The following is a 23,236-nucleotide window of genomic DNA, read 5'->3' on the forward strand; positions in this document are numbered from 1 at the left end:
CAAGACGTGGCCGGCTGCGACCGGCAGGAAAGGAGTGCGAGCGAATGCAGCTCGGCATGATCGGACTGGGCCGGATGGGCGCGAACATGGTGCGCCGCCTCCTCAGAGACGGGCACACCGCGGTCGCGTACGACCGCAACCAGGATGCGGTCCAGCAGCTCGCGGGCGAGGGCGCGGCCGGCGCCGCGAGCCTCGAGGAGTTCGTCTCGAAGCTGGAGAAGCCGCGCGCGGTCTGGCTGATGGTGCCCGCGGCCGTCGTCGACTCGACGCTCGCCGACCTGCTGCCGCTGCTCGACGCTGACGACATCGTGATCGACGGCGGCAACTCGTACTACCGCGACGACATCCGCCGCGCCAAGGACGTGACGGCGAACGGTCAGCACTACGTCGACGTCGGCACCTCCGGCGGCGTCTTCGGGCTCGAGCGCGGCTACTCGCTGATGATCGGCGGGGACGACCGCGCGATCGCGCGGCTGACGCCGATCTTCAAGACGCTCGCCCCAGGCGTCGAGGCGGCGCCGCGCACCCCCGGCAAGACCGGCGAGCTGCAGGCGGGCGAGGAGGGCTGGCTGCACTGCGGCCCCGTCGGCGCCGGCCACTTCGTGAAGATGGTCCACAACGGCATCGAGTACGGCATGATGGCCGCCTACGCCGAGGGCCTGAACATCATCAAGAACGCCGACGTCGGCAGACGCGAGCACGCGGCCGACGCCGAGACGGCGCCGCTGACCGACCCCGAGGCGTACCAGTACGACATCGACCTGACGGCCGTCACCGAGGTCTGGCGCCGCGGCTCGGTGATCGCCTCGTGGCTGCTCGACCTGACCGCGATCGCGCTCAGCGAGTCGCCCGACCTGGCCGAGTTCTCCGGCCGCGTCTCGGACTCCGGCGAGGGCCGCTGGACGGCGCTCGCCGCGGTCGAGGAAGGCGTCCCGGCGCCGGTCCTCACGAGCGCGCTCTACAGCCGCTTCGCCTCGCGCGGCCTCGACCTGTACGCCAACAGAGTCCAGTCGGCGATGCGCAGCCAGTTCGGCGGCCACGACGAGAAGAAGGACTGACGGTGAGCGGCGGAGCGGAGGCCGCCGACGCGCTCGTCTTCTTCGGCGCGACCGGCGACCTCGCCTACAAGCAGATCTTCCCGGCGCTGCAGTCGATGATCCGGCACGGCCGCCTCGACGTGCCGATCGTCGGCGTGGCGAAGGCCGGCTGGACGCTGGAGGACCTGCGCAGACGGGCGCACGACTCGCTCAGCGAGCACGGCGGCGTCGACGACGCCGCCTTCGCGAAGCTGGTCGAGCGGCTGCGCTACATCGACGGCGACTACGCCGACCCGGCGACCTTCGCGCAGCTGCGCGAGACGCTCGGCGACGCCTGCCGCCCGCTGCACTACCTCGCGATCCCGCCGGTCCTGTTCGGCACGGTCGTCGAGGCGCTCGGCAGATCGGGCTGCGCGGAGGACGGCGCGCGCGTCGTCGTCGAGAAGCCGTTCGGGCGCGACCTCGCGAGCGCGCTGGAGCTGAACGCGACGCTCGCGAGCGTCTTCCCGGAGCGCAGCACCTTCCGCATCGACCACTACCTCGGCAAGGAGCCGGTCGAGAACCTCCTCTACTTCCGCTTCGCGAACTCGTTCCTGGAGCCGATCTGGAACCGCGAGCACGTCAAGAGCGTGCAGATCACGATGGCGGAGAGCTTCGGCGTCGCCGGCCGCGGCTCGTTCTACGAGTCGGCCGGCGCGATCCGCGACGTCGTCCAGAACCACATGCTGCAGGTGCTGGCGCTGCTCGCGCTCGACGCTCCCAGCCCCAACTCGCACGACGGCCTGCGCAGCGAGAAGTCGCGGCTGATGGACTCGATCCGCCCGCTGACGCCCGACGACGTCGTGCGCGGGCAGTTCGACGGCTACCACGACGAGCCGGGCGTCGCGCCCGACTCGACGGTCGAGACGTTCGCGGCCGTGCGCGTCCACGTCGACAACTGGCGCTGGGCCGGCGTGCCGTTCTACATCCGCGCCGGCAAGCGGCTGCCGGTGACGGCGACCGAGGTGCTGGTGACGCTCAGACACCCGCCCGAGACGATCTTCGACCCCGAGGACGACAGGCGCCGCAACACCTTCCGCTTCACGCTCTCGCCGAACGTCGAGATCGCGCTGCAGGCGCGCGCGAAGGTGCCGGGCGAGCGGATGAGCGGGGAGGACGTGCAGCTGGTCGCCCAGCACCACGCCGCCGACGAGATGCCCCCGTACGAGCGTCTGCTCGGCGACGCGATGCGCGGCGACGCGACGTTGTTCGCACGTGAGGACACCGTCGAGGCCGCATGGCGGGTCGTCGGTGCCATCCTGGATGACACGACTCCCTTGCACAGATACGAGCCGGGTACCTGGGGCCCGGCGGAGGCCGAGCGCCTCTTGACCGACGACGACTGCTGGCACGACCCGAGAGGACCCACCTCATGAGCGCTACGAGAGACCTTCACGACCTTGGCCAGAGCCTCTGGCTCGACAACATCACGCGCGACATGCTCGGCGACGGAACGCTGGCCGCGCACATCTCCGACCGCGACGTGACCGGTCTGACCTCCAACCCGACGATCTTCGAGCACGCCGTCGCCGCCGGCGACGCCTACGACGGCTCGATCCGCGCCTCCGTCGAGGCCGGCAAGGACGGCGAGGGCGCCTTCTTCGACCTGGCGCTGGAGGACATCACGCGCGCGGCCGACCTCTTCCGTCCGATCCACGACAAGACCGACGGGGTCGACGGCTTCGTCTCGCTCGAGGTCTCGCCGCAGCTGGTGCGCGACACGGCGGCGACGCTCGCGCAGGCGAAGGAGCTGCACGCGCGCGGCGACCGTCCGAACCTCTTCATCAAGATCCCCGGCACGCCCGAGGGCCTGCCCGCGATCGAGGAGGCGATCTTCGCCGGCATCCCCGTCAACGTCACGCTGCTGTTCGACGCGAAGCAGTACCTCGCCGCCGCCGACGCCTACCTGAGAGGGATCGAGCGGCGCGTCGAGGCCGGCCTCAACCCGCAGGTCGCCTCGGTCGCGTCGATCTTCATCAGTCGCTGGGACGTCGCCGTCAAGGACTCCGCGCCGGAGGGCTACAAGAACCGCCTCGGCATCGCGGTCGTCCAGCAGGCGTACGTCGCCTACCTGGAGCTGGTCGCCTCCGCGCGCGTGCAGCGGCTGCTGAACGAGGGCGCGCGGCCGCAGCGGGCGCTGTGGGCGTCGACCGGGACGAAGGACCCGGAGGCGTCGGACACGCTCTACATCGAGGCGTTCGCCTCGCCGCTGACGGTCAACACGATGCCGGAGAAGACGCTCATCGCCTTCGCCGACCACGGCAAGGTGGGGGAGCCGCTGGCGCGCGACGGCGGCGACTCCGAGCAGGTGCTGGCAGCCTTCGAGGCGGCCGGGATCGGCGTCGACGCGCTCGCCGAGCGGCTGCAGCAGGAGGGCGCGGACGCCTTCCAGAAGTCGTGGGACAGCCTGCTGGAGCAGATCGCGACCAAGAGCCAGGCGCTCACCGCCTAGCGGCGCGCCGACGGACGACAGGAGACCGACGACCGTGAGCAGCACGAGCAGCGTGAGCGACACCGCGGCGGCGACCGCGCCGATCTGGGCCGAGCTTCAGCGTCATCGCGACGAGCAGGGACAGCTCGACCTGCGGCGCCTGTTCGCCGAGGACCCCGGCCGCGGCGAGCGGCTCGCGGCCGAGGGCGCGGGCCTCTACCTCGACTACTCCAAGCAGCTCGTCACCGACGAGACGCTGTCGCTGCTGCTCTCGCTCGCCGAGGCCGCGGGGGTCGAGGAGCGCCGCGACGCGATGTTCGCGGGCGAGAAGATCAACGTCAGCGAGGGGCGCGCGGTGCTGCACACCGCCCTGCGCGCGCCGCGCGACGCGGTGATCGAGGTCGACGGCGAGAACGTCGTGCCGCAGGTGCACGCGGTGCTCGACAAGATGGGCGCGTTCTCCGAGCGCGTCCGCTCCGGCGACTGGAAGGGGCACACCGGCAAGCCGATCAGAGCGGTCGTCAACATCGGCATCGGCGGCTCCGACCTCGGCCCCGCGATGGCGACGCTCGCGCTCGCCCACTACGCGCAGCGCGACATCGTCTCGCGCTTCGTCTCCAACGTCGACGGCAACGACTTCGCCGAGGCGACGCGCGACCTCGACCCGGAGGAGACGCTCTTCATCGTCGCGTCGAAGACGTTCACGACGCTGGAGACGCTCACCAACGCGCACACCGCGCGCGACTGGCTGCTGTCGAGCCCCGCCTTCGGCGGCGACGAGAGCGCCGTCGCCAAGCACTTCGTCGCGGTCTCGACGAACGCGGCGGAGGTGTCGAGATTCGGGATCGACACCGACAACATGTTCGAGTTCTGGGACTGGGTCGGCGGCCGCTACTCGTATCCGTCGGCGATCGGCCTGTCGCTGATGATCGCGATCGGGCCGCAGCAGTTCCGCGAGATGCTGGCCGGCTTCCACGCGCTCGACGAGCACTTCCGCAGCGCGCCGCTGGCCGAGAACCTGCCGGTGCTGATGGGCCTGGTGGGGATCTGGAACAGCGACCTGCTCGGCCACGAGACGGTCGCCGTGCTGCCCTACGACCAGTACCTGAAGCGCTTCACCGCCTACCTCCAGCAGCTCGAGATGGAGTCCAACGGCAAGCACGTGCGGCTCGACGGCAGTCCCGTCGAGCACGGCACCGGCACGATCGTCTGGGGCGAGCCGGGCACCAACGGCCAGCACGCCTTCTACCAGCTGATGCACCAGGGCACGAAGGTCGTGCCGGGCGACTTCATCGGCTTCAACCAGACGCTCAACGAGCTGGGCCGCCACCACGACCTGCTGATGGCGAACCTGTTCGCGCAGACGGAGGCGCTCGCCTTCGGCCGCACGCCGGAGGAGATCGAGGCAGAGGGCGGCGACCCGGCGCAGGTGCCGCACCGCGTCACGAAGGGCAACCGCCCGACGAGCACGATCCTCGCCGACAGACTGACCCCGCACACGCTCGGCGCGCTCGTCGCGCTGTATGAGCACAAGGTCTTCGTGCAGGGGACGATCTGGCAGATCGACTCGTTCGACCAGTGGGGCGTCGAGCTGGGCAAGAAGCTCGCGAACGCGATCATCCCCGAGCTGGAGTCCGCGGACGATCCGCACCTCGCGCACGACAGCTCGACGAACGCGCTGATCCGCCGCTACCGCGCGCGCCGCTCCGGCTGAGCGGCGCCGCGCGCGGGTCACGCCGGCCCGCGTAGACCTGGGTCCATTGCCCCGCTCCACACCGTCCGCGACGGTATGGAGCGGGCACGCCCGGATGGCGCTGCCCGGTCGCCTGTTCGAGCCGTGGGAGCCTGATGCAACGCAGTCGCCGTGCCGTCCTCGCCCTGCTGACACTGCTGGTCGCGTGGGGGGTGGGAGCGACATCCGCGCACGCCGACGGCTGGCTGCCGGGGCCGACGCTCTCCGAGCGACTGGGGCAGTTTCCGCACGTCGCGATGGGCGCCGACGGTGCCGCAACCGTCCTGTGGGCCGACGGCGAGTCCGGCTCGCCCAGCGCCGACGTGCTCGTGCGGCGGATCGCGCGGGATGGGACGGGCGTGCCGCGGAGCCTCGGCAGCGGCATCGCGCTCGACGCCGTCGCGACCGCCGACGGCGGCTCGCTCGTCAGCTGGGCCGTCCCGGCGGACGACGCGACGTCGTTCGACGTGAAGGTCGCGGCGCTCGACGCGGCTGGCAGCACTGGCGCGGTGCGCTCGGCCACCACCGAGACCGGGCCGATCCTCTCAGCACCGTTCGGGGCGATCGCGCCGAACGGCGTCGTCGTCGTCGCGTGGACGGAGAGAGCGCTCGGCGACCAGGTGGCGCTGCGCGCGCGATGGATCGCCGCCGACGGGACGCCGGCGCCGATCGTCGACCTCGGCCTCGCGACTGACCTCAGCGCCGTCCCGCTCGCGATCGGCGCTGACGGCGTCGCGCGCGTCGTGTGGCGGCGGCCCGACGTCGTCGGCGGTGGGTACCTGGTGGCGCGGATCGACGCCGCCGGCGCGGACACCACCCTGCTGACGAACGCCGAGATCGCGGGCACGCCACAGTTGGCCGTCGGCGGCGGACGGGCGATCGTCGGCTGGATCGAGCCGTCGGCCGACGATCCCGACCTGCGGTCGGTGCGGGCGGCGCGGCTGCCGTCGAGCGGTGCCGTCGTCGATCCGACGGTGACGATCGTCCCGTCGCTGGTGGCGCCGTTCCCGAGCGTCGTCGTCGCGCTCGCTCCCGACGGGACGGCGACCTTCGCCTGGGGAGAAGCGAGAGTGGAGGCGCTCAGCGTCGTGATGATGACGCGCCAGCTCGCGGCTCACGGCGCGCTCGGCGCTGTGCGCCAGGTTTCGTCCCCGCCGTCGTCGCTGTTCGACATCGGTGCGGCGGCCGCAAGCGGCCGCGACGGCGCGACGATGGTCGTCTGGGTTCGCCTCGACCTCGCCGGCAGCAGCACCTCGCTCGTCAGCCGCACCGTCGGCGCCGATGGCGCCTCCGTCGGCGGCGAGCTGCCGGTGGCGCTCTCCGCGGGAGCGAGACCGACCCCCGCGATGGCGCTTGCGGCTGGACCGTCCGGCGAGGCGATCGTGGCCGCGGCGGCGGGCACGCCCGGGAGTGGCGAGGTGCGCCTGCTGACGTCGCGCTTCACGCTCACCGAGCCGGTCGGCCCCGGGCCCGGCCCCGACCCCGGGCCGGGACCGGGTCCGGGGCCTGGCCCCAGCCCGGCACCCGGCCCTGGCCCGGGTCCGGGCCAGCCGACGGCGAGAAGAGCACCGGCGCGGCTGAAGCTGACGAAGGCATCGCGCGCCGGTGCGCGCGTCACCGTCGCCGGCACGCTCGACCGCCGCGCGAGCGGGCGCGTCACGGTGACGTGGGCGCAGCGAGTCGGGCGCAGAACGGTGAGACGGACGGCGACGGCGCGGATCGCGAGAGGCCGCTTCAGCGCGACCCTGAGACTGCCGCGGGCGCTCGCCCGCGCCCGCACCGTCGGTCGCCTGACGGTCACGTACCGCGGTGACGCCTCCATCGCGCGCGCGACCGCGACGCGCAGCGTGAGAGCGGCGGCGAGAAGAGCGGCGCGCCCGCGCCGCTGACGCCGCTCGACCGACCCCGGATCCCCTAGGAGAGCAATGACACGCAGTCGCCGTGCCGTCCTGTTCGTGCTGACGCTCGCCGCGCTCGCGGCGAGCGCGGCGACCGTCCACGCCGCCGCCTGGCTGCCGGAGCCGACGCTCGGCCAGACGATCGTCAACTACGGCGCGGTGACGGTCGACGATGTCGGCGTCGCGACCGCCGTCTGGCCCGAGGACGGCTCCGGAACGGAGAGAGTGACCGCGCGGCGGATCGACGCCGCCGGCGCCGTCGGAGGACCGCTCGACCTCGGCCCCGGCCTCAGCGCCGCCGTCGGCGCGACCGCCGCCGGCGGCGCCGTCGCGACGTGGTGGCGGGAGGGCGCGACGGCCGACGACGCCGAGGTCGTCGTCCGCTCGATCGCCGCCGGCGGTACGCTCGGGCCGGTCCGCGTCGTCGCCGCGATGGCGACGGACAGCCTGCAGAGCGATCCGATCGCCGCCGTCGCCCCCGACGGCGCGACCGTCGCCGTGTGGATGATCGAGGATCCTGACGAGGAGGCGCTGCAGTTGCAGGCGCGACGGGTCGCCGCGGACGGGACGCTCGGGCCGCTGGTCGAGCTCGGCGACGCGCTGTACGACAGCGCGCGCGTGGCGACCACCCCCGACGGCGTCACGCACCTGCTGTGGGATCGCGAGCAGATGCCGGGCAGCCAGGTGGAGGAGCTGCGGGTGGCGCGGCTGGACGCCGCCGGCGCGCTCGCCGGCAGCGAGACCCTCTCCGACGATCCGCTGATCGGCTGGGCCGAGCTGGCGGCCGGAGAGGGCGGCGCGGTCGCGAGCTGGTTCGAGGGCGACGAGGAGGCGGCGACGCAGAGCCTCCGCGCTGCGCGGCTCCCGTCGAGCGACGCGGTCGCCGGCGAGCCGGTCACGGTCGACGCCGCGCTGACCGCGACCGACCAGTCGCAGGTGACGGCGGCCGTCGCGCCCGGCGGCGCGGCGACGATCGCCTGGGACGCGCGCGGCGGCGCGGAGGCACCGATCGCGCTGCGGCAGCTCGCGCCCGACGGCTCGCTCGGGCCGCGGCGGACGCTCGCGGTGCCGCCCGCGGGCACCCGCGACCTCTACCCGCGGTTGCAGGCGCTCGGCGACGGTTCGCTCGTCGCCATCTGGCTGCGGGTCGACGCCGGCGAGAGAACCAGCTACTTGAGCCGCACACTGGCGACCGACGGCACGACCGCGGGCGCGGAGCTGGCGGTGCCGCTCTCGGCGCAGGTCGACGGCTTCGCCCCGCGCTTCCTGCAGGTGAGCATCGGGCGCAATGGCGACGGGATCGTCGCGGCGTCGTCGTTGTTCGACGACCCGCACGGCTTCCTGACGGCCCGCTACGACGGCTCCCCGCCGCAGCTCGGCGCGACGGTGCCGGCGACCGTCGTGCGCGGTGCCGAAGCGTCCTTCGGCGCGACCGCGACCGACCCCTCGGGGATCGTGAGCTACGCCTGGCAGTTCGGCGACGGCAGCGGCGCGAGCGGCGCGACCGTCGCCCATGCGTACGCCGCCGCCGGGAGCTACGCCGTCACGGTGACGGCGACCGACAGCTCCGGCAACAGCGCGTCGGTGACGAAGGCGATCACGGTGACGGAGCCCGAGCCGGGTCCCGGCCCGGGGCCTGGTCCCGGTCCTGGTCCCGGTCCTGGTCCCGGTCCGGTCCCGCTCCCGCCCGGCCCGGGCGGCGATCCGCTCCCGCCCGGTCCCGGCCCGTCGCACCCGACTGCCAGGAGAGCGCCGGCGCGGCTGAAGCTGACGAAGGCCGTGCGCAGAGGAGCGCGCGTGACCGTCGCCGGCAGGCTCGACCGCCGCGCGAGCGGACGCGTGACGATCACGTGGAAGCAGAAGGCCGGGCGCAGAACGGTCAGACGCACGGCGCGGGCGCGGATCGTCAGAGGCCGCTTCGCGACGACGCTGAGGCTGCCGCGCGCCCTCGCCCGCAGCAGAGCCGCCGGCCGCCTGACCGTCAGCTACCGAGGCGATACCGACACCGCGAGCGCTAACGTGACACGTTCTGTGAAGGTCGCCAAGCGCAGAACGTCCCGACCGCGCCGCTGAGCGCGTCCGCCGCGCCGAGAGCCCCGAGGAGCCCGATGGATCGCATCCGCAGCGCCGTCCTGGTCGTGCTGACGCTCGTCGCGCTGGCGGCAGGCGCGGCGACCGGCCACGCTGCCGCGTGGCTCCCCGGCCCGACGGTCTCGGAGGCCGTGACGAACTCGTTCCCGATCTCTGGGATCGACGCCGGCGGCCGCACGACCGTCGTCTGGGAGGAGGCCGGCAGACAGCTGACGGCGCAGCAGATCGCCCCCGGCGGCCTGCCCGGCACGGCGCAGAGACTGGGCTCCGGCGCCGCGCAGTCGATCGGCGCGACCGCCGACGGCGGCACGGGCGTGGCCTGGCTCGACGACGACGAGATCAAGCTGCTCGCGTTCGATGCGGCCGGCGCCGCCGGTCCCGTCCGCACGGTCGGCACCATCCCCAGCGACACGATCGCGGCCACGCCGGCGACGGCGGTCGCGCCCGACGGCGCCGTGCTCGTGGCGTGGGCGACGCCGGTCGTCGACGAGGATCCGCAGCTGCACCTCATGCGGATCGCCGCCGACGGCACCCCCGGCGCGGTCAGACCGCTCGGCGAGATCTTCAACCTCGCCCAGGCCGCGATCGCGATCGGTGCCGACGGCGTCGCGCGGGTGCAGTGGGCGCGGCGGCAGGACGGCGGCGGCGAGCTGGTGGTCGCGCGGCTGGACGCCGCCGGCACGCTCACCGGGCCGGTCGTGCTGAGCACCACTGCCTTCGGCGCCGCGCCGCGCCTGGTCGCCGGCGGCGACCAGGCGATCGCCGCATGGCTGGAGCTGGGCGAGGAGCCCGGCGAGCTCGACGTGCAGACGGCGCGGCTGCCGTCGGCCGGCGCCGTCGCCGACGGGCCGGTGACGGTCGCCACGCCGAGGATGGCGTTCCCGTCGCTCGACGCCGCGCTCGCGCCCGACGGGACGGCGACGGTCGCCTGGGCCGCTGCCAACGCCGACATGACGAGAATGTGGATCGAGGCGCGCCGGCTCGCTCCCGGCGGGGCGCTCGGCGAGACGGAGACGCTCTCGACGGCGGAGGCGGGCTGGGGCGCCGCGCTCCCGCGGCTGGCGAGCGGCCGCGACGGCACGGTCGTCGCGACCTGGCTGCGCGTGCCGGCGGCCGCCGGCGCCATCTCGCTCGCCAGCCGTCTGATCGGCGCCGACGGCGAGCCGGCCGGCACCGAGCTGCCGGTGCCGCTCCCGGGGCTGTCACCGATGGGGGTCGACGACCGCCTGATGACGCTGGCCGCCTCGCCCTCCGGCGACGCGATCGCGACGCTCGTCATCCCGGGGGCGAGCGGAACCGGCGTGCTGGAGGCGGCGCTGCTCGACGGCGCGCCGCCGCGGCTCGACGCGACCGTGCCGGCGACGGCCGAGCGCGGCGCCACTGTCGCCCTCTCCGCGACCGCGAGCGACCCGTCCGGGATCGCGAGCTACGCGTGGGCGTTCGGCGACGGCGCCGGAGCGAGCGGTGCGGACGCCACGCACACCTACGCGAGCGCCGGCACCTACACCGTCACCGTGACGGCGACCGACAACCGCGGCAACAGCGCCTCGGTGACGAGAACGATCACGGTCACGGAACCGGTCGATCCCGGCCCCGGCCCCGGTCCTGGTCCGGGGCCAGGGCCCGGTCCCGCCCCCGGTGCCGGGCCCGCACCCGGCCCTGGCATTGGCACGGGCAGAGGCACCGGCTCTGGCAGAGGCACCGGCTCTGGCAGAGGCACCGGCTCTGGCAGAGGCACCGGCTCTGGCAGAGGCACCGGCTCTGGCAGAGGCACCGGCTCTGGCAGAGGCACCGGCTCTGGCAGAGGCACCGGCTCCGGCAGAGGCACCGGCTCCGGCAGAGGCACCGGCTCCGGCAGAGGGCAGAACGGCACCGGCTCCGGCTCCGGCAAGCCCGGCGGCGGCAGATCGGCCGCGCGGCTGAAGCTGACGCGCGCCGCGCGCAGCGGCTCGACCGTGCGCGTCGCCGGCACCCTCGCCCGCGGTGCCTCCGGTCGCGTCAGACTCGTCTGGTCGCAGAAGTTCGGGCGCAGCACGATCACGCAGAGCGTCACGGCGCGGATCGTGAAAGGCCGCTTCAGCGCGACGATCAGACTGCCGCGGGCGCTCGCGAGCAGCAGAGCCGCCGGCCGCATCACGGTCAGCTACGGCGGCGACGCCGACACCGCGGCCGCGCGCGCGACGCGGACCGTCAGAGCGGCGGCGAGAGGAGCAGGCGGCCGGCGCTGACCTGTGGCAGATCCCCACTCCCCCGGTGGTCTGGTTAAGCTCGCCCGCATGGCACGGACGCTGGTCGCGCGAGACGCTGAGATCGGAGCACTGGACGCGGCGCTGGCGGGAGCCGGCGCCGGCAGCGGCTCGCTGACGCTGATCGAGGGGCCGGCGGGGATCGGCAAGTCCGCGCTGCTGGAGCACGCGCGCGCCGCCGGGCTGGAGCAGGGAGCGCGCGTGCTGCACGCGCGCGCCAGCGAGCTCGACCGCGGCTTCGGCTTCGGCGTCGTGCTGCAGCTGTTCGACGCGCTGCTCGCCGGCGCCGACGGAGAACGGCGCGAGCAGCTGCTGGCCGGCGCCGCGGCGCACGCCGAGCTGGTGCTGGCGCCGCGCGGCGGCGAGCGCGCCGACGAGGCCGGCTACGCGGTCCTGCACGGGCTCTACTGGCTTGTCGTCAACCTCGCGGAGACGCAGCCGGTCGTGCTGCTCGTCGACGACGTGCAGTGGGCCGACGTCTCCTCGCTGCGCTTCCTCGAATACCTCGGCCGGCGGCTCGACGGGGTCGCCGTCGCGGTCGTCGCGGCGCAGCGCACGAACGAGCCCGGCTCGCCGGAGGAGCTGCTGCGCCAGCTCGCCGCGGGGCCGCACGCGAGCACGCTGCGGCCGCGGCCGTTCACACCCGACGACGTCGCGGACCTGCTGCACGGCGCGCTCGGCGGTCAGCCCGACCCCGACTTCCGCGATGCCGCGATGACGGCGACCGGCGGCAACCCGCTGCTGTTGACGGTGCTCGCGCGCGAGGCCGAGGAGCTCGGCCTCGCCGGCAGCGCCGCCGACAGCGCGCGCGTCGCGGAGCTGGGCGCGGCCGGCGTCGCGCCGGCCGTCCAGCGACGGCTGCGGACGCTCGGTCCGGAGGCGATCGCGGTCGTGCAGGCGGCGGCGGTCGTCGGTGAGCGCGGCCTGCTGGAGGATGTCGCGGCGCTCGCCGAGATCGATCCGGGGCGGGCGCGCGCGACGCTCGACCGGCTCGCCGCCGTCGGTGTCCTGAGCGGCGACAGCTGGGGTTTCGTTCATCCGCTCGTGAAGGCGGCGGTGCTGGAGGCGACCGCGCCGATCGACCTGATGCGCATGCACCGGCTCGCGGCGACGCGGCTGCGCGAGCGCGGCACGCGCCCGGCGGAGACCGCGCTGCACTGGCTCGCCGCTGAGCCGACCGGCGACCCGCAGGCGGTCGCCGACCTGCGCGCCGCTGCCGGCGCCGCGACCGCCGAGGGCGCGCCGGAGACGGCCGTCGACCTGCTCGCGCGCGCGCTCGACGAGCCGCCGCCGCGCGAGCAGCGGGCGCAGGTGCTGCTGGAGCTGGGCGAGCTGATGGCGAGAGCGCATCGGGCCGAGGGCGCCGAACGGCTGCGCGAGGCGGTCGCGCTCGGTCTCTCCGGCGATCAGCTCGCGCGGGCTCGCGCCGGCCTCGGCACGGTCCTCGTGCACACCGACCCGGCGTCGGCGCTCGACGAGGTCGCGCGTGGGATGGAGGAGGCCGAGGACCCGGCGCTGAAGCTGCGCCTGGAGGCGTTCATGATCGAGGCGCTGATCTTCGTCGACGCCTTCGCGGAACGGCGCGACGCGGCCTTCGCGGGCGGCCGCGCCGATGCGGACGCCTCGCCGGTGATGCTGGCGCACCTCGCGCTCGACGACGCCTGCGCCGGGAGACCGCGCGCACAGGTGCTTGAGCTGGCCGATCAGGCGCTGGCCGGCGGGGTGCTGGTCGACCAGGTCGGCCCGACCAGCTCGACGTGGAACCTGCTGACCCACGCGATCCGCTTCGCCGAGGGGCCGGAGCGCTGCGCGGAGGTGCTGCGCGAGGGCGAGCGCTGGGTCCGTCGCCACGGCTTCTCCGGTCCCGACCCGTTCATCGGGCAGTCGTGGGGCTACTGGCATCGCGACTTCGGCTCGGTCGCGGCGGGCGCCGCCCACTCGGAGCTGGCGCTGGAGACGATCACGGCGCTCGGCGTGCCGTTGACGATCACGGCGATCGCCGCGATCGCCGCCGAGAACCTCGTCCAGATCGAGCAGCTCGATCGCGCCGCCGAGCTGATCGACGTCGACTTCGGGCCGGCCAGAGACACGTTCATCGAGCCGTTCGCGCTGACGATCCGCGGCTACGTCCGCTACCTGCTGCGCCGCTTCGACGAGGCGGAGGCCGACCTGCGGCGGACGGTCGCGTTGTGCGACGCGCGCGGCTGGCAGTCGCCGCACACCGCGCTGCAACGGCTGCGGCTGGCCGAGGTGCTGATCGCGCGCGGCGAGCGCGACGAGGCGCTCGAGCTGATGGAGCACGACGTGCGCGTCGCGACCGCCGCCGGCCTCGACGGCGCGCTCGGCAGCGCGCTGCTGATCAGAGCAAACGCGCTCGAGGACGGCGACGAGGCGATCGACCTGCTGCGCGAGGCGGTCACGGTGCTCGAACGGACGCCGTACAAGCTGGAACTGGGCTGGGCGCTGCACGACCTCGGCGCGAGACTGCGCGTGCGCGGCGGCCGCAGGGATGCGCGCGAGGTGCTGGCGCGCGCGCTCGACCTGGCGGCGCGGACCGAGTCGACGCGCCTGGCCAGAGATGCCCGCGCCGAGCTGGAGGCGAGCGGAGCGCGGCCGCGGCGCGAGCTGCTGTCAGGTGTCGAGGCGCTGACGCCGGCCGAGCGGCGAGTTGCGGAGATGGCCGCGGAAGGCCTGACCAACCGCGAGATCGCGGAGTCGCTGTGGGTGACGCAGAAGACGGTCGAGATGCACCTCGGCCGCTCGTACGGAAAGCTCGGGATCCGCTCCCGCCGCCAGCTCGCCGACGTGCTGGGCGTGCCGGCGGCGGCGTAACGGGGCGAGGCGCGCCCGGCGTCCGGCGCCCGGCGCGCCTGCGCTCGCCCGCCTCGCGCCGCCCGCCGAACCTGCGTGACAGATCGCTCGCGAGTGTAACATCGGCCGTATGGCCGACGACTTCGCCCTTCCAGCCGATCCGGCGTCCGCGTGGGCGGCAGCGCCCGCGACGCCGTTGGTGAGCGAGCAGATGCGCGCGCTCGTCACGCAGATCTTCGAGCCGACCGCGACCGCCACGCACCCGCGCTCTGAAGACCGTCACTCTGGGCTCGCTCAGCAAGCCCAGATTGACGCTCCTCCACCCGCCAGCGCGCTCTGCTCCGCCGCGCACGCCGCCTTCGCGGCGGCGCTCGGGCCCGAGCACGTGCGGACCGACGCCAGCACCCGCGCCGCGCACGCGAACGGGATGTCGTACCTCGACCTGCTGCGCCACCGTCTGCCCGCGGCGCGCGCGCTGCCCGACGCGGTGCTGGAGCCGGCTGACGAGGGGCAGATCGCCGCCCTGCTCGCCGTCGCCGCCGAGCACGCCGTCGCGGTCGTCCCCTTCGGCGGCGGGACGAGCGTCGTCGGCGGCGTCACGCCGGCGAAGGGCGAGCTGCGCGCCGTCGTCGCGCTCGACCTCGCGCGCCTGGACCGGCTCGTCGAGCTGGACGAGGTCTCGCGCACCGCGACGCTGCAGGCCGGCCTCACCGGCCCGGCCGCCGATGCGCTGCTGGCCGCGCACGGCTTCACGCTCGGCCACGTGCCGCAGAGCTTCGAGCGCGCGACGATCGGCGGCTATGCCGCGACCCGCTCGGCCGGCCAGCTGTCGACCGGCTGGGGCCGCTTCGACGCGCTGGTGGAGCGGCTGCGCGCGGTCACGCCGGCCGGCACGCTGGTGCTCGGCCGCGCGCCCGGCACGGCCGCCGGTCCAGACCTCAAGCAACTGCTGCTGGGATCCGAGGGCGCCTTCGGCGTGATCACCGAGGTGACCGTGCGCGTGCGGCCGCTGCCGCAGGCGCGTCGTCACGAGGGCTGGCGCGTGGAGAGCTTCGCCGCAGGGGCGGCGCTGCTGCGGCGGCTGGCGCAGGACGGCCCGCGTCCGGACCTCGCGCGCCTCTCGGACGAGACCGAGACGGCGATGGGCTTCGCGACCGGCGGCGAGCAGGGGGGAGAGGGCTGCCTGCTGCTGGTCGGCTGGGAGGGCGGCGAGGCCGACGTGAACGGCCGCGCGCTGGCGACCGCCGCGCTGCTGCAGGCGGCTGGGGCGCACCCGCTCGGCGAGCCGGCGGCGGCGTCGTGGAGATCGGGCCGCTTCCGCGCGCCGCGGATGCGCGATGAGCTGATCGACCTCGGCGTCGCGGTCGAGACGTTGGAGACGGCGGCGTCGTGGCGCGACCTGGAGCGGGTCCACGCGGCGGTCGGCGAGGCGCTGCGCGACGCGCTCGGCGAGCAGATGCGGCCGGTCGTCGCCTGCCACGTCTCGCACCTCTACGCGGCCGGCGCCTCGCTCTACTTCTCCGTGATCGCGAGACGCGACCCGGCCGACCCGGTCGGCCAGTGGCAGCGGGCGAAGCACGCCGCGACCGACGCGATGGCCGCGGCCGGCGCGACGATCACCCACCACCATGCGGTCGGCGCGGATCATGCGCCGTGGCTGGCCGCCGAGGTGGGCGAGGAGGGCGTCGCGCTGCTGCGCGCGGTCAAGGCGCAGCTCGATCCGGCCGGGATCATGAACCCGGGCAAGCTGCTCGCCTGAGCCGCGCGCTGACATCCGGCCAGGCCCGGCGGGGCGTCACCTCACCGCCGGTACGCTGCCGGGCCGATGTCCGCCACGTTCCTGTACGTCTCGCGCCGCGCGACGCGCCCATGAGCGGTCAGCTGTGCGTGCGCGTCGCGCAGTCCGAGGACGCCACCGCGATCGCGACCGTCCACGTGCGCGCCTGGCAGGCGGGCTACCGCGGCCTGCTGCCCGACAGCGTGCTCGACACGCTCTCGACGGCGCTGCGCGAGCGCCAGTGGCACGAGCGGCTCAGCGGCGCGACCGGCGAGTGGATCACGACGCTGGTCGCCGTCGAGCAGGAGCGGGTGAGCGGCTTCTGCTCGCTCGCGGCGCCGAGCCGCGACAGCGACGCCGGCCCGCGCACGGTCGAGCTGGCGGCGCTCTACGTCGACCCGGAGCGATGGGGCGGCGGCGTCGCCGACGCGTTGCTGCACGCGGTCCGCGAGCTGCTCGCCGAGGGCTCCGCCCGCTGGGAGACGCTGACGCTGTGGATGCTGGAGGGCAACGCCCGCGCGCTGGCGTTCTACCGGCGCTGGGGGCTGGAGCCCGACGGGACGTGGCGCGAGGACGTGCTGACCGGTCCGTCCGGCCAGCACGCCCGCGCACCGCACATGCGGTTGCGCGGACCGCTCAGCTGAGCGGGGTGCCTTCGCGCGGGGCGCCGCGACGGGCCTGGTACTGCCACACGAGCGCGCCGAGCAACAGCAGCAGGCCGAGCCCGACGAGCGCGCCGACGCGGTGGATCGAGGTCAGCGTCGCGAGGTCGACGACGAAGACCTTGCCGGTCGTCACGAGCAGCAGCACGAGCGCGGTCAGCCGCACCTCAGCTCTGCGCAGCGCGATCCCGGCGGCGAGGCCGCCGACGCCCGCGAGCGCCCACAGCACCGTCAGCGCCAACTGCCCCTGCTCGCCGCCGCTGACGGCGCCGACGACCAGCCCGGAGGCGAGCGTCAGCGCGCTGAGCGCGGCGCCGGCGTGGAGGCCGAGCGCGAGCTGGCGGTCGGCGCCGCGGGCGAGCTTGACCGCCGCGGCGGCGAGCGCGCCGAGCGCGAGCGCGGCGTCGGCCGGCCGCGGGAAGCCGTCGGCGAGCAGCGTCGGCGGCGTCACGAGCACGATCGCCAGCACGCTCGCGAAGCCGAGCACGATGAACGACGCCGGCTTCGCGACGCCGGCGTCGCGCGCGTCGCGGCGGCCGACGAGCTGCAGCGCGACGGCCTCGGCGGCGAGCGCGGCGACGAGCGGGCCGCCGTCGAGCAGCACGCCGGTCAGGAAGACGAGCGAGGCGATCCCGATCGCGTCGCAGCTCAGCGCGACGGCGTTGGGCAGGGCGGTGCGAGAGAGCGAGCGGGCGATCAGCGAGGCGGTCGTGCCGGCGAGCGCCAGCTCGAACGCGCCGAGCGGCGCGGTGCCGGCGCCGAGCGCCTCGGGCGAGACGGCGACGAAGGCGTGCGCGAGCGCGAGCACGAGGTGGCCGGCCATGCCGGTGAGCGCGAGCAACTGCTCGTCCTCGTCGAGGAAACAGCGCACGAGGTAGGCGGCGCCGGCGGCGCTGCCGGTCCAGACGAGGCCGAGCACGAGTCCGTCGAGCATCGAGGCGGCGGCGATGTCGCCGAGCACGACGCCGACGCCGATCAGCAGCAGCGTGACCTCGCGGTTGACGGCGGTGCGGCGCAGCGCGAGGCCGGCGACGACGTGGGCGACGGCGAGCGCGAGCAGCCAGCAATGACCGAGCGTCTCCTGGCCGTGCTCGGCGCAGGCGAACCAGCCGACGACGGCGAGCGCGGCAGCGACGACGAGCAGGATCAGCGCTGAGACGGGGCTCGGCTTGGCGCCCTTGGCGCGCAGCTCCCAGCCGATCGCGGCGAGCGAGGAGACGACCGCGAAGCCGGCGAGCACGGCGAGCACGCCGAGCGGATCGGTCGCCTCCGTCAGCGCCCAGAAGGCGATCTGCGGGAGCGCGAGCAGCAGCAGGCCGGCGCGCAGCCAGCTCCAGCGCTGCCAGACGAGGACGCCGGCGGCCGACGCGGAGGCGGCGAGCACGAGCACGGCGGTGCCGCCGGTCGGCACCGCGCCGAAGAGGAGGGGGGCTGCGAGCCCGCCGAGCAGGCCGAGCGCGGCGATCCCCTGCGAGTCGCGCTGGACGGCGATGGCTGTTCCGGCGGCGCCGACGGCGAGCGCGATCAGCGCCGCGAGCACGCCGGGGATCAGCTGGTGGACGGGGCCGGCCATGCCGGCGGTGACGAAGCCGCCGCCGATCGCGGCGGCGAGCAGCGCGTTGGAGGTGATGTGGTGCTTGATCCGCAGGCCCGCGAGCGCGAGCGCGGCCGAGATCGCGGCGGCGGCGCCGGTCCGCTCCCAGGCGCCGAACCAGCCGTTGGAGACGGCGATCCCGGCCAGCAGCGCGAGTCCGAGCACGAGCGCGGCGCCACCGATCCAGGCGATCAGACGACCGCCGACGAGCGCTTCGAAGGCGGCCGCGTCGAACGGCTTGTGCTGCGGCGCCGCCGGCCCGCCGGTGACGGCCCCGTCGACGGCGCGCGCCGCGCTGCGAGCGGCGTTGGTCGCCGCCCGCGTTCGCCCGCGCGGCCCGTCCTGCGCGCCGGCGCCGGCCGCATCGCCGTCGCCAGCGCTCGCGCCGCCGCACGCGGCGTCGCTCGTCGTCTCCTCGCCGCGCGCCGTGTCGCTCGGCCCACGAGTTCGCTCGGCCTCCAACTCCCGCTCCGCAGCCCGCCGGCGCGCCTCCATCGCGCGCTCCTGCGCCCGCCGCAGCGCCTCGTTCGTCGACGGCTCTGTTTGCGCAGTGTGCGGCGCAGCTTGCGCAGTTCGCGGCGCGTCGTCCACGCCCTCCGGCGCGTTCTGCGTCCCCGTGCCCTTTGCGTCCATGGTGCTTCTCCCCTTTCGTTGACCAGCGGTCAGCAAGCTCATGGCGCGGCAACCTAGCAGCACTGTCGACCGCAGGTCAACAGCTTCTCGACCGACGGTCAGCAATCTGTCAACCGGCGGTCAGGAAGCTGTCGACCGAAGGTCGACAGGCTGGTAAGATCGGACGCATGCCACCTCGCGCCTATCGGCGGCTGGAAAGCGACGAGCGCCGCCGGCTGCTCGTCGAACGGGCGACCGAGCTGTTCGGCGAGTTCGGCTACGAGGAGCTGTCGATGTCGCGGATCGCCCGCGAGGCCGGCATCTCGAAGCCGCTGCTCTATCACTATTTCCCGGGAAAGCGGGCGCTCTTCGCGGCCGCGCTCGAGCGGGCGGCGGAGGAGTTGAGCGCGGCGACCGAGCCCGACCCGTCAAAGCCCGCGGTCGAGCAGATCGGCGCCAGCCTGCTGGCATTCCTCGAGTGGATCGACGCCCACCGCGCGGCGTACGCGAAGCTGCTGCGCAGTCTCGCTGTCGCGGAGGTGCGCGAGCTCGTCGACGGCGTGCGCGAGCAGACGGTGCAGCGCGTGCTCGACGGCCTCGGCCCGGAGGGGGGAGGCGACCGCCCGGCCGCCCGCGCCGCGGTGCAGGGCTGGCTGTGGTCGATCGACGGCGCCTGCCTCGCCTGGATCGAGGGCGAGCTGCCGCTGACGCCCGCCGAGCTGCAGGGCGTGCTGCTCGGCTCGCTCGGCGGCGCGCTGATGGGCGCCGGCGCCACGCTGCCCGTCGCCGGCGCCACGCTGCCCGTCGCCGCCGCGCCCGCGCCCGCGTCCGCGGCTCCCTGAGTCGCCTCACCCGGTCACCGCGGGTCTGTGTACCTCGGAGGTGCACGGACCCGCGCTCATCCCGGTCGGCGCGCTCCAAACCGCGTCGGCGCGCCACGAAAACCTCTCGACGGCCCACACAATGGGCGTACGTGGTTGATCACCTCCGTCAATCGGTTGACTTCGACCACAAACGCTCATACAGTCGCGCCAACCCGTGGGGACGGGAACCCCGCGACGCCAGTTGACGTGAGGAGAGAGACGAATGGGTGAACGAGGCGATCGAGCCGGCGACGAGCGCCGCTCGCACGGCCACGACGAGCACGACGCGCGGACGACCGGGCTCTCCCGCCGCCGCCTGCTGCAGCTCGGTGCCGCCACCGGCGCCGGCGCGCTCGCCGCATCAAGCAGCGACGCGCTCGCCCACGGCATCGGCGGTCATGGCCACTACGGCCACGGCCACGGCGCCCACGTCGCCTGGAGCCCGCGCGCCGGCCGCTTCGCCGACCCCGCCCGCTCCGTCCAGCCGAAGTTCCGCTGGTGGTGGCCGCACGGCCACGTCGACGTGCGCGAGATCGAGCGCGAGATCGACCAGATCGCCGACGCCGGCTTCGGCGGCGTCGAGATCGAGGACGTCCACCACAGCGTCAAGACGCCGCTGGACCCCGACAACACCGGCTGGGGCACGCCCGCCTGGGTCAACGCCGTCGAGGCCGCGCTCAAGCGCGCGAAGAAGCGCGACATGACCGTCGACATCGGCATTGGCCCGAGCTGGCCGGCCGCCACGCCGACGATCACGCCGGACAGCCTCGGCGCCGTCAAGGAGGTCGCCCACGGCCTCGTCGAGCTGGCCGCCGGCGCCGCCTACGACGGCCCGGTCCCCGCGCCGGTCGTGGCGCCCCACGGCTCGGTCACGCAGAAGACGCTGCTGCGCGTCGAGGCGGCCCGCGTCGTCGCCGGCAGAGTGACCACGAGACGGCCGGTCGGGATCGAGCGCGCGACGCTGACCGACCTCACGGCGACGGTCAGAGGCCACGACACCGCCACGCCCACGGTCGCCTTCACCGCGCCCGCCGAACCGGCGCCCGCAACCTGGGTGCTCGTCTCCTACTGGGAGCGGGGCTCCGGCCAGGAGCCCGAGGGCGGCCCGCACACGACGCCCGACTCGTTCGTGATCGACCACTTCAGCCGCGCCGGCACGCAGGCCGTGATCGACTACTGGAAGCAGACGATGCTGACCCCCGCGGTCAAGCGGCTGCTGAGAGAGGCCGGCGGGATGCTGTTCGAGGACTCGCTGGAGATGGAGACGGACGCCACGCTGTGGACGCCCGAGATCCCGCAGGCGTTCGCCCAGCAGAAGAGCTACGAGCTGCTGCCGGTGCTCGCCGCCGTGATCGAGCAGGACGAGAAGTACGTCTTCGACTTCGACGACGCGACCCACGGCCGCATCCGCACGGACTACAACGACGTGCTGTCGCAGCTGTACATCGACAACCACCTCGTGCCGCTGCAGCAGTGGGCACGGACGCTCGGCCTCGGCCTGCGCAACCAGCCGTACGGGCTGGAGACCGACGCGATCACGGTCGCCGCGATGCTCGACATCCCCGAGGGCGAGTCGCTCGGCTTCAAGAACCTCGACGACTTCCGCTCGCTCGCGGGCGGCCGCGACATGGGCGGCAGAACCGTCCTCTCCAACGAGGCCGGCGGCCTCGCGGGCGGCGCCTACAGCACCGCCTGGGACGTGACGCTGAAGAGACTGACGCCGCAGTACGCCGCCGGCGTCAACCAGGCCGTCTTCCACGGCTTCTCCTACCGCGACGTGCCCGGCGTCAGATGGCCCGGCTTCGCCGCGTTCAGCCCCTACAACGGCACGCCCGGCTACGGCGAGGCGTGGGGTCCGCGCCAGCCGACGTGGGGCCATGTGCCCGACATCTCCGGCTACCTCAGCCGCACGCAGCACGTCCTGCAGCTCGGCCGCAACCAGGTCGACGTCGCCAACTTCCGCCAGAAGGGCTACGCCGGCTCCGGCTTCGGCGCGCCGTGGCTGACCTCCGACGGCGTCCCGATCGGCTGGACGCACACGACGATCAGCCCGCGGCTGCTGCACTTCCCCAGCGCGCAGGTGCGCAACGGCCGCCTCGCGCCTGACGGCCCCAACTTCAAGGCGCTGATCTTCGAGGGCGACGCCTTCGCGGGTCGCGAGACGACGCTCCAGCTCGACAGCGCCGAGCGCCTGCTGGCGTTCGCGAAGGCCGGCCTGCCGATCGTCATGTCGGGCGACTGGTCGAACCCGAGAACGCCCGGCCTGCCGAAGGCCGGCGAGCTGGCGCAGCTGAAGGCGCTCGTCGACGAGCTGCTGTCACTGCCGAACGTCGTCAGAGTCGCCGACCGCCCGTTCATCGGCGAGGGCCTCGCGAGACTGGGGATCCAGCGCGACGTCGAGTTCGAGGGCAGATCGTCGCTGCAGAACGCGCACCGCGTCGACGGCGACGTCGACTTCTACTACCTCGCCAACGGCGACGCGTCGAGAACGATGGACCATCTCGTCACGCTGCGGCCGACCAGCCGCCGCGAGATCGCGCCGTACGTGCTCGACGCGTGGACCGGCGAGATCGTGCCGGCCGCGCAGTACGAGCGGCTCGCCGACGGCCGCGTCCGCCTGCGCGTGACGCTGAAGCCGGGCGAGACGACGATCGTCGCGCTCGCGCGCGTGCGCTGGTGGCAGGAGCTGCTCGGCCAGGACGTGCACGCGACGGCGACCGAGGCCGACGAGGTCCGCTACGACGACGGTCGCCTCGTCGTGCGCGACGCGCAGGCGGGCACGTACGCGACGACGCTCTCCAACGGCCGCACGGTCAGAGCGACGATCGCGCAGGTGCCGGCGCCGCTGGCGCTGACGGGGTGGACGCTCGAGGTCGAGGACTGGCAGCCGGGCGCGCAGCCGTACGAGACGATCAGACCGCGCCGCGCGGTGCCGCTCAGCGCGCTCGCCGCGTGGCCGGCGATCGCGGGGCTGGAGGACGTCTCCGGCATCGGCCGCTACAAGACGACGATCACGCTCGGGAGAGAGTGGAAGCGCGACGTCGGCGCCAAGCTCGACCTCGGCGAGGTGTTCGACACCTTCCGCGTGCGCGTCAACGGCAGACTGCTGCCGCCGCTGTCGCAGACCAACACGGTCGTCGACCTCGGCGATCGCCTGCAGCCCGGTAAGAACACGATCGAGGTCGAGGTCGCGACGACGCTCAACAATCGTCTGCGTGTCACCGATCCGACCATCTTCGGCGGCTCCAGACGGCAGAACTACGGCCTGATCGGGCCGGTCACGCTGACCCCGTACGGCCAGACGACGCTGCCCCGTCGCTAGGGGAGTCGGTCATTTGAGCTACGGCGCGTTCTGGGCTTATGCGCAGAACGCGCCGCAGCGCGGTCGCTACCCGGCTCTGGTTAAGCTAGTTATTGACCTATATTAGGGTTACTCTAGGGTG

At 74.2% G+C, this 23,236-nt stretch carries 13 protein-coding genes; 12 read left to right on the forward strand and 1 reads right to left on the reverse strand.

Annotated elements, in window-relative coordinates:
- Positions 1-44 precede the first annotated feature (44 nt).
- The 10 genes from gnd (at position 45) to R7226_RS10435 (ending at position 16,706) form a co-directional block, all read left to right on the forward strand.
- Complete coding sequence (gene gnd, locus R7226_RS10390) at positions 45-1,058, forward strand: phosphogluconate dehydrogenase (NAD(+)-dependent, decarboxylating) (RefSeq protein ID WP_318597050.1); 1,014 nt, start codon at positions 45-47, stop codon at positions 1,056-1,058.
- A gap of 2 nt (positions 1,059-1,060) precedes the next feature.
- Entirely contained in the window at positions 1,061-2,452 is a 1,392-nt protein-coding gene (gene zwf / locus R7226_RS10395; RefSeq protein ID WP_318597051.1) for a glucose-6-phosphate dehydrogenase, read from the forward strand.
- On the forward strand, positions 2,449-3,528 hold the full coding sequence (gene tal / locus R7226_RS10400; protein WP_318597052.1) for a transaldolase: 1,080 nt from the start codon (positions 2,449-2,451) through the stop codon (positions 3,526-3,528). The genes zwf and tal overlap by 4 nt, the downstream gene beginning before the upstream one ends.
- Positions 3,529-3,562: 34 nt before the next feature.
- The gene (pgi, locus tag R7226_RS10405; protein WP_318597053.1) at positions 3,563-5,221 is read left to right on the forward strand and encodes a glucose-6-phosphate isomerase; all 1,659 of its coding nucleotides are present in this window, start codon (positions 3,563-3,565) and stop codon (positions 5,219-5,221) included.
- Positions 5,222-5,355: 134 nt separating this feature from the next.
- Complete coding sequence (locus R7226_RS10410) at positions 5,356-7,128, forward strand: hypothetical protein (RefSeq protein WP_318597054.1); 1,773 nt, start codon at positions 5,356-5,358, stop codon at positions 7,126-7,128.
- Positions 7,129-7,164: 36 nt separating this feature from the next.
- On the forward strand, positions 7,165-9,210 hold the full coding sequence (locus tag R7226_RS10415; RefSeq protein WP_318597055.1) for a PKD domain-containing protein: 2,046 nt from the start codon (positions 7,165-7,167) through the stop codon (positions 9,208-9,210).
- 35 nt (positions 9,211-9,245) lie between these two features.
- Positions 9,246-11,456 (forward strand): PKD domain-containing protein, encoded by a 2,211-nt coding sequence (locus R7226_RS10420; RefSeq protein ID WP_318597057.1) that lies wholly within the window; start codon positions 9,246-9,248, stop codon positions 11,454-11,456.
- Between the two features lie 48 nt (positions 11,457-11,504).
- A complete protein-coding gene (locus R7226_RS10425; RefSeq protein ID WP_318597058.1) occupies positions 11,505-14,306 on the forward strand; it encodes a helix-turn-helix transcriptional regulator in 2,802 nt (933 codons plus the stop codon).
- A gap of 109 nt (positions 14,307-14,415) precedes the next feature.
- Positions 14,416-16,044, forward strand: coding sequence for an FAD-binding oxidoreductase (locus R7226_RS10430; protein ID WP_318597059.1), 1,629 nt, complete (start codon positions 14,416-14,418; stop codon positions 16,042-16,044).
- Positions 16,045-16,154: 110 nt separating this feature from the next.
- Positions 16,155-16,706, forward strand: coding sequence for a GNAT family N-acetyltransferase (locus R7226_RS10435; RefSeq protein ID WP_318597060.1), 552 nt, complete (start codon positions 16,155-16,157; stop codon positions 16,704-16,706).
- On the opposite strand, the gene R7226_RS10440 is transcribed toward R7226_RS10435, so the two are convergent.
- Complete coding sequence (locus R7226_RS10440; RefSeq protein WP_318597061.1) at positions 16,699-18,813, reverse strand: DUF2339 domain-containing protein; 2,115 nt, start codon at positions 18,811-18,813, stop codon at positions 16,699-16,701. The two genes, R7226_RS10435 and R7226_RS10440, sit on opposite strands and share 8 nt — an antisense overlap.
- A gap of 305 nt (positions 18,814-19,118) precedes the next feature.
- Here R7226_RS10440 and R7226_RS10445 point away from each other — a divergent pair, with 305 nt between their 5' ends.
- Together R7226_RS10445 and R7226_RS10450 are read left to right on the forward strand one after the other, a co-directional pair.
- Positions 19,119-19,772, forward strand: coding sequence for a TetR/AcrR family transcriptional regulator (locus R7226_RS10445; protein ID WP_318597062.1), 654 nt, complete (start codon positions 19,119-19,121; stop codon positions 19,770-19,772).
- A 244-nt stretch (positions 19,773-20,016) separates the two neighbouring features.
- Complete coding sequence (locus tag R7226_RS10450) at positions 20,017-23,115, forward strand: glycosyl hydrolase (RefSeq protein WP_318597063.1); 3,099 nt, start codon at positions 20,017-20,019, stop codon at positions 23,113-23,115.
- Positions 23,116-23,236 lie beyond the last annotated feature (121 nt).

Origin of the sequence: Conexibacter stalactiti (assembly GCF_033542075.1) — a bacterium.
GTDB lineage: Bacteria > Actinomycetota > Thermoleophilia > Solirubrobacterales > Solirubrobacteraceae > Conexibacter > Conexibacter stalactiti.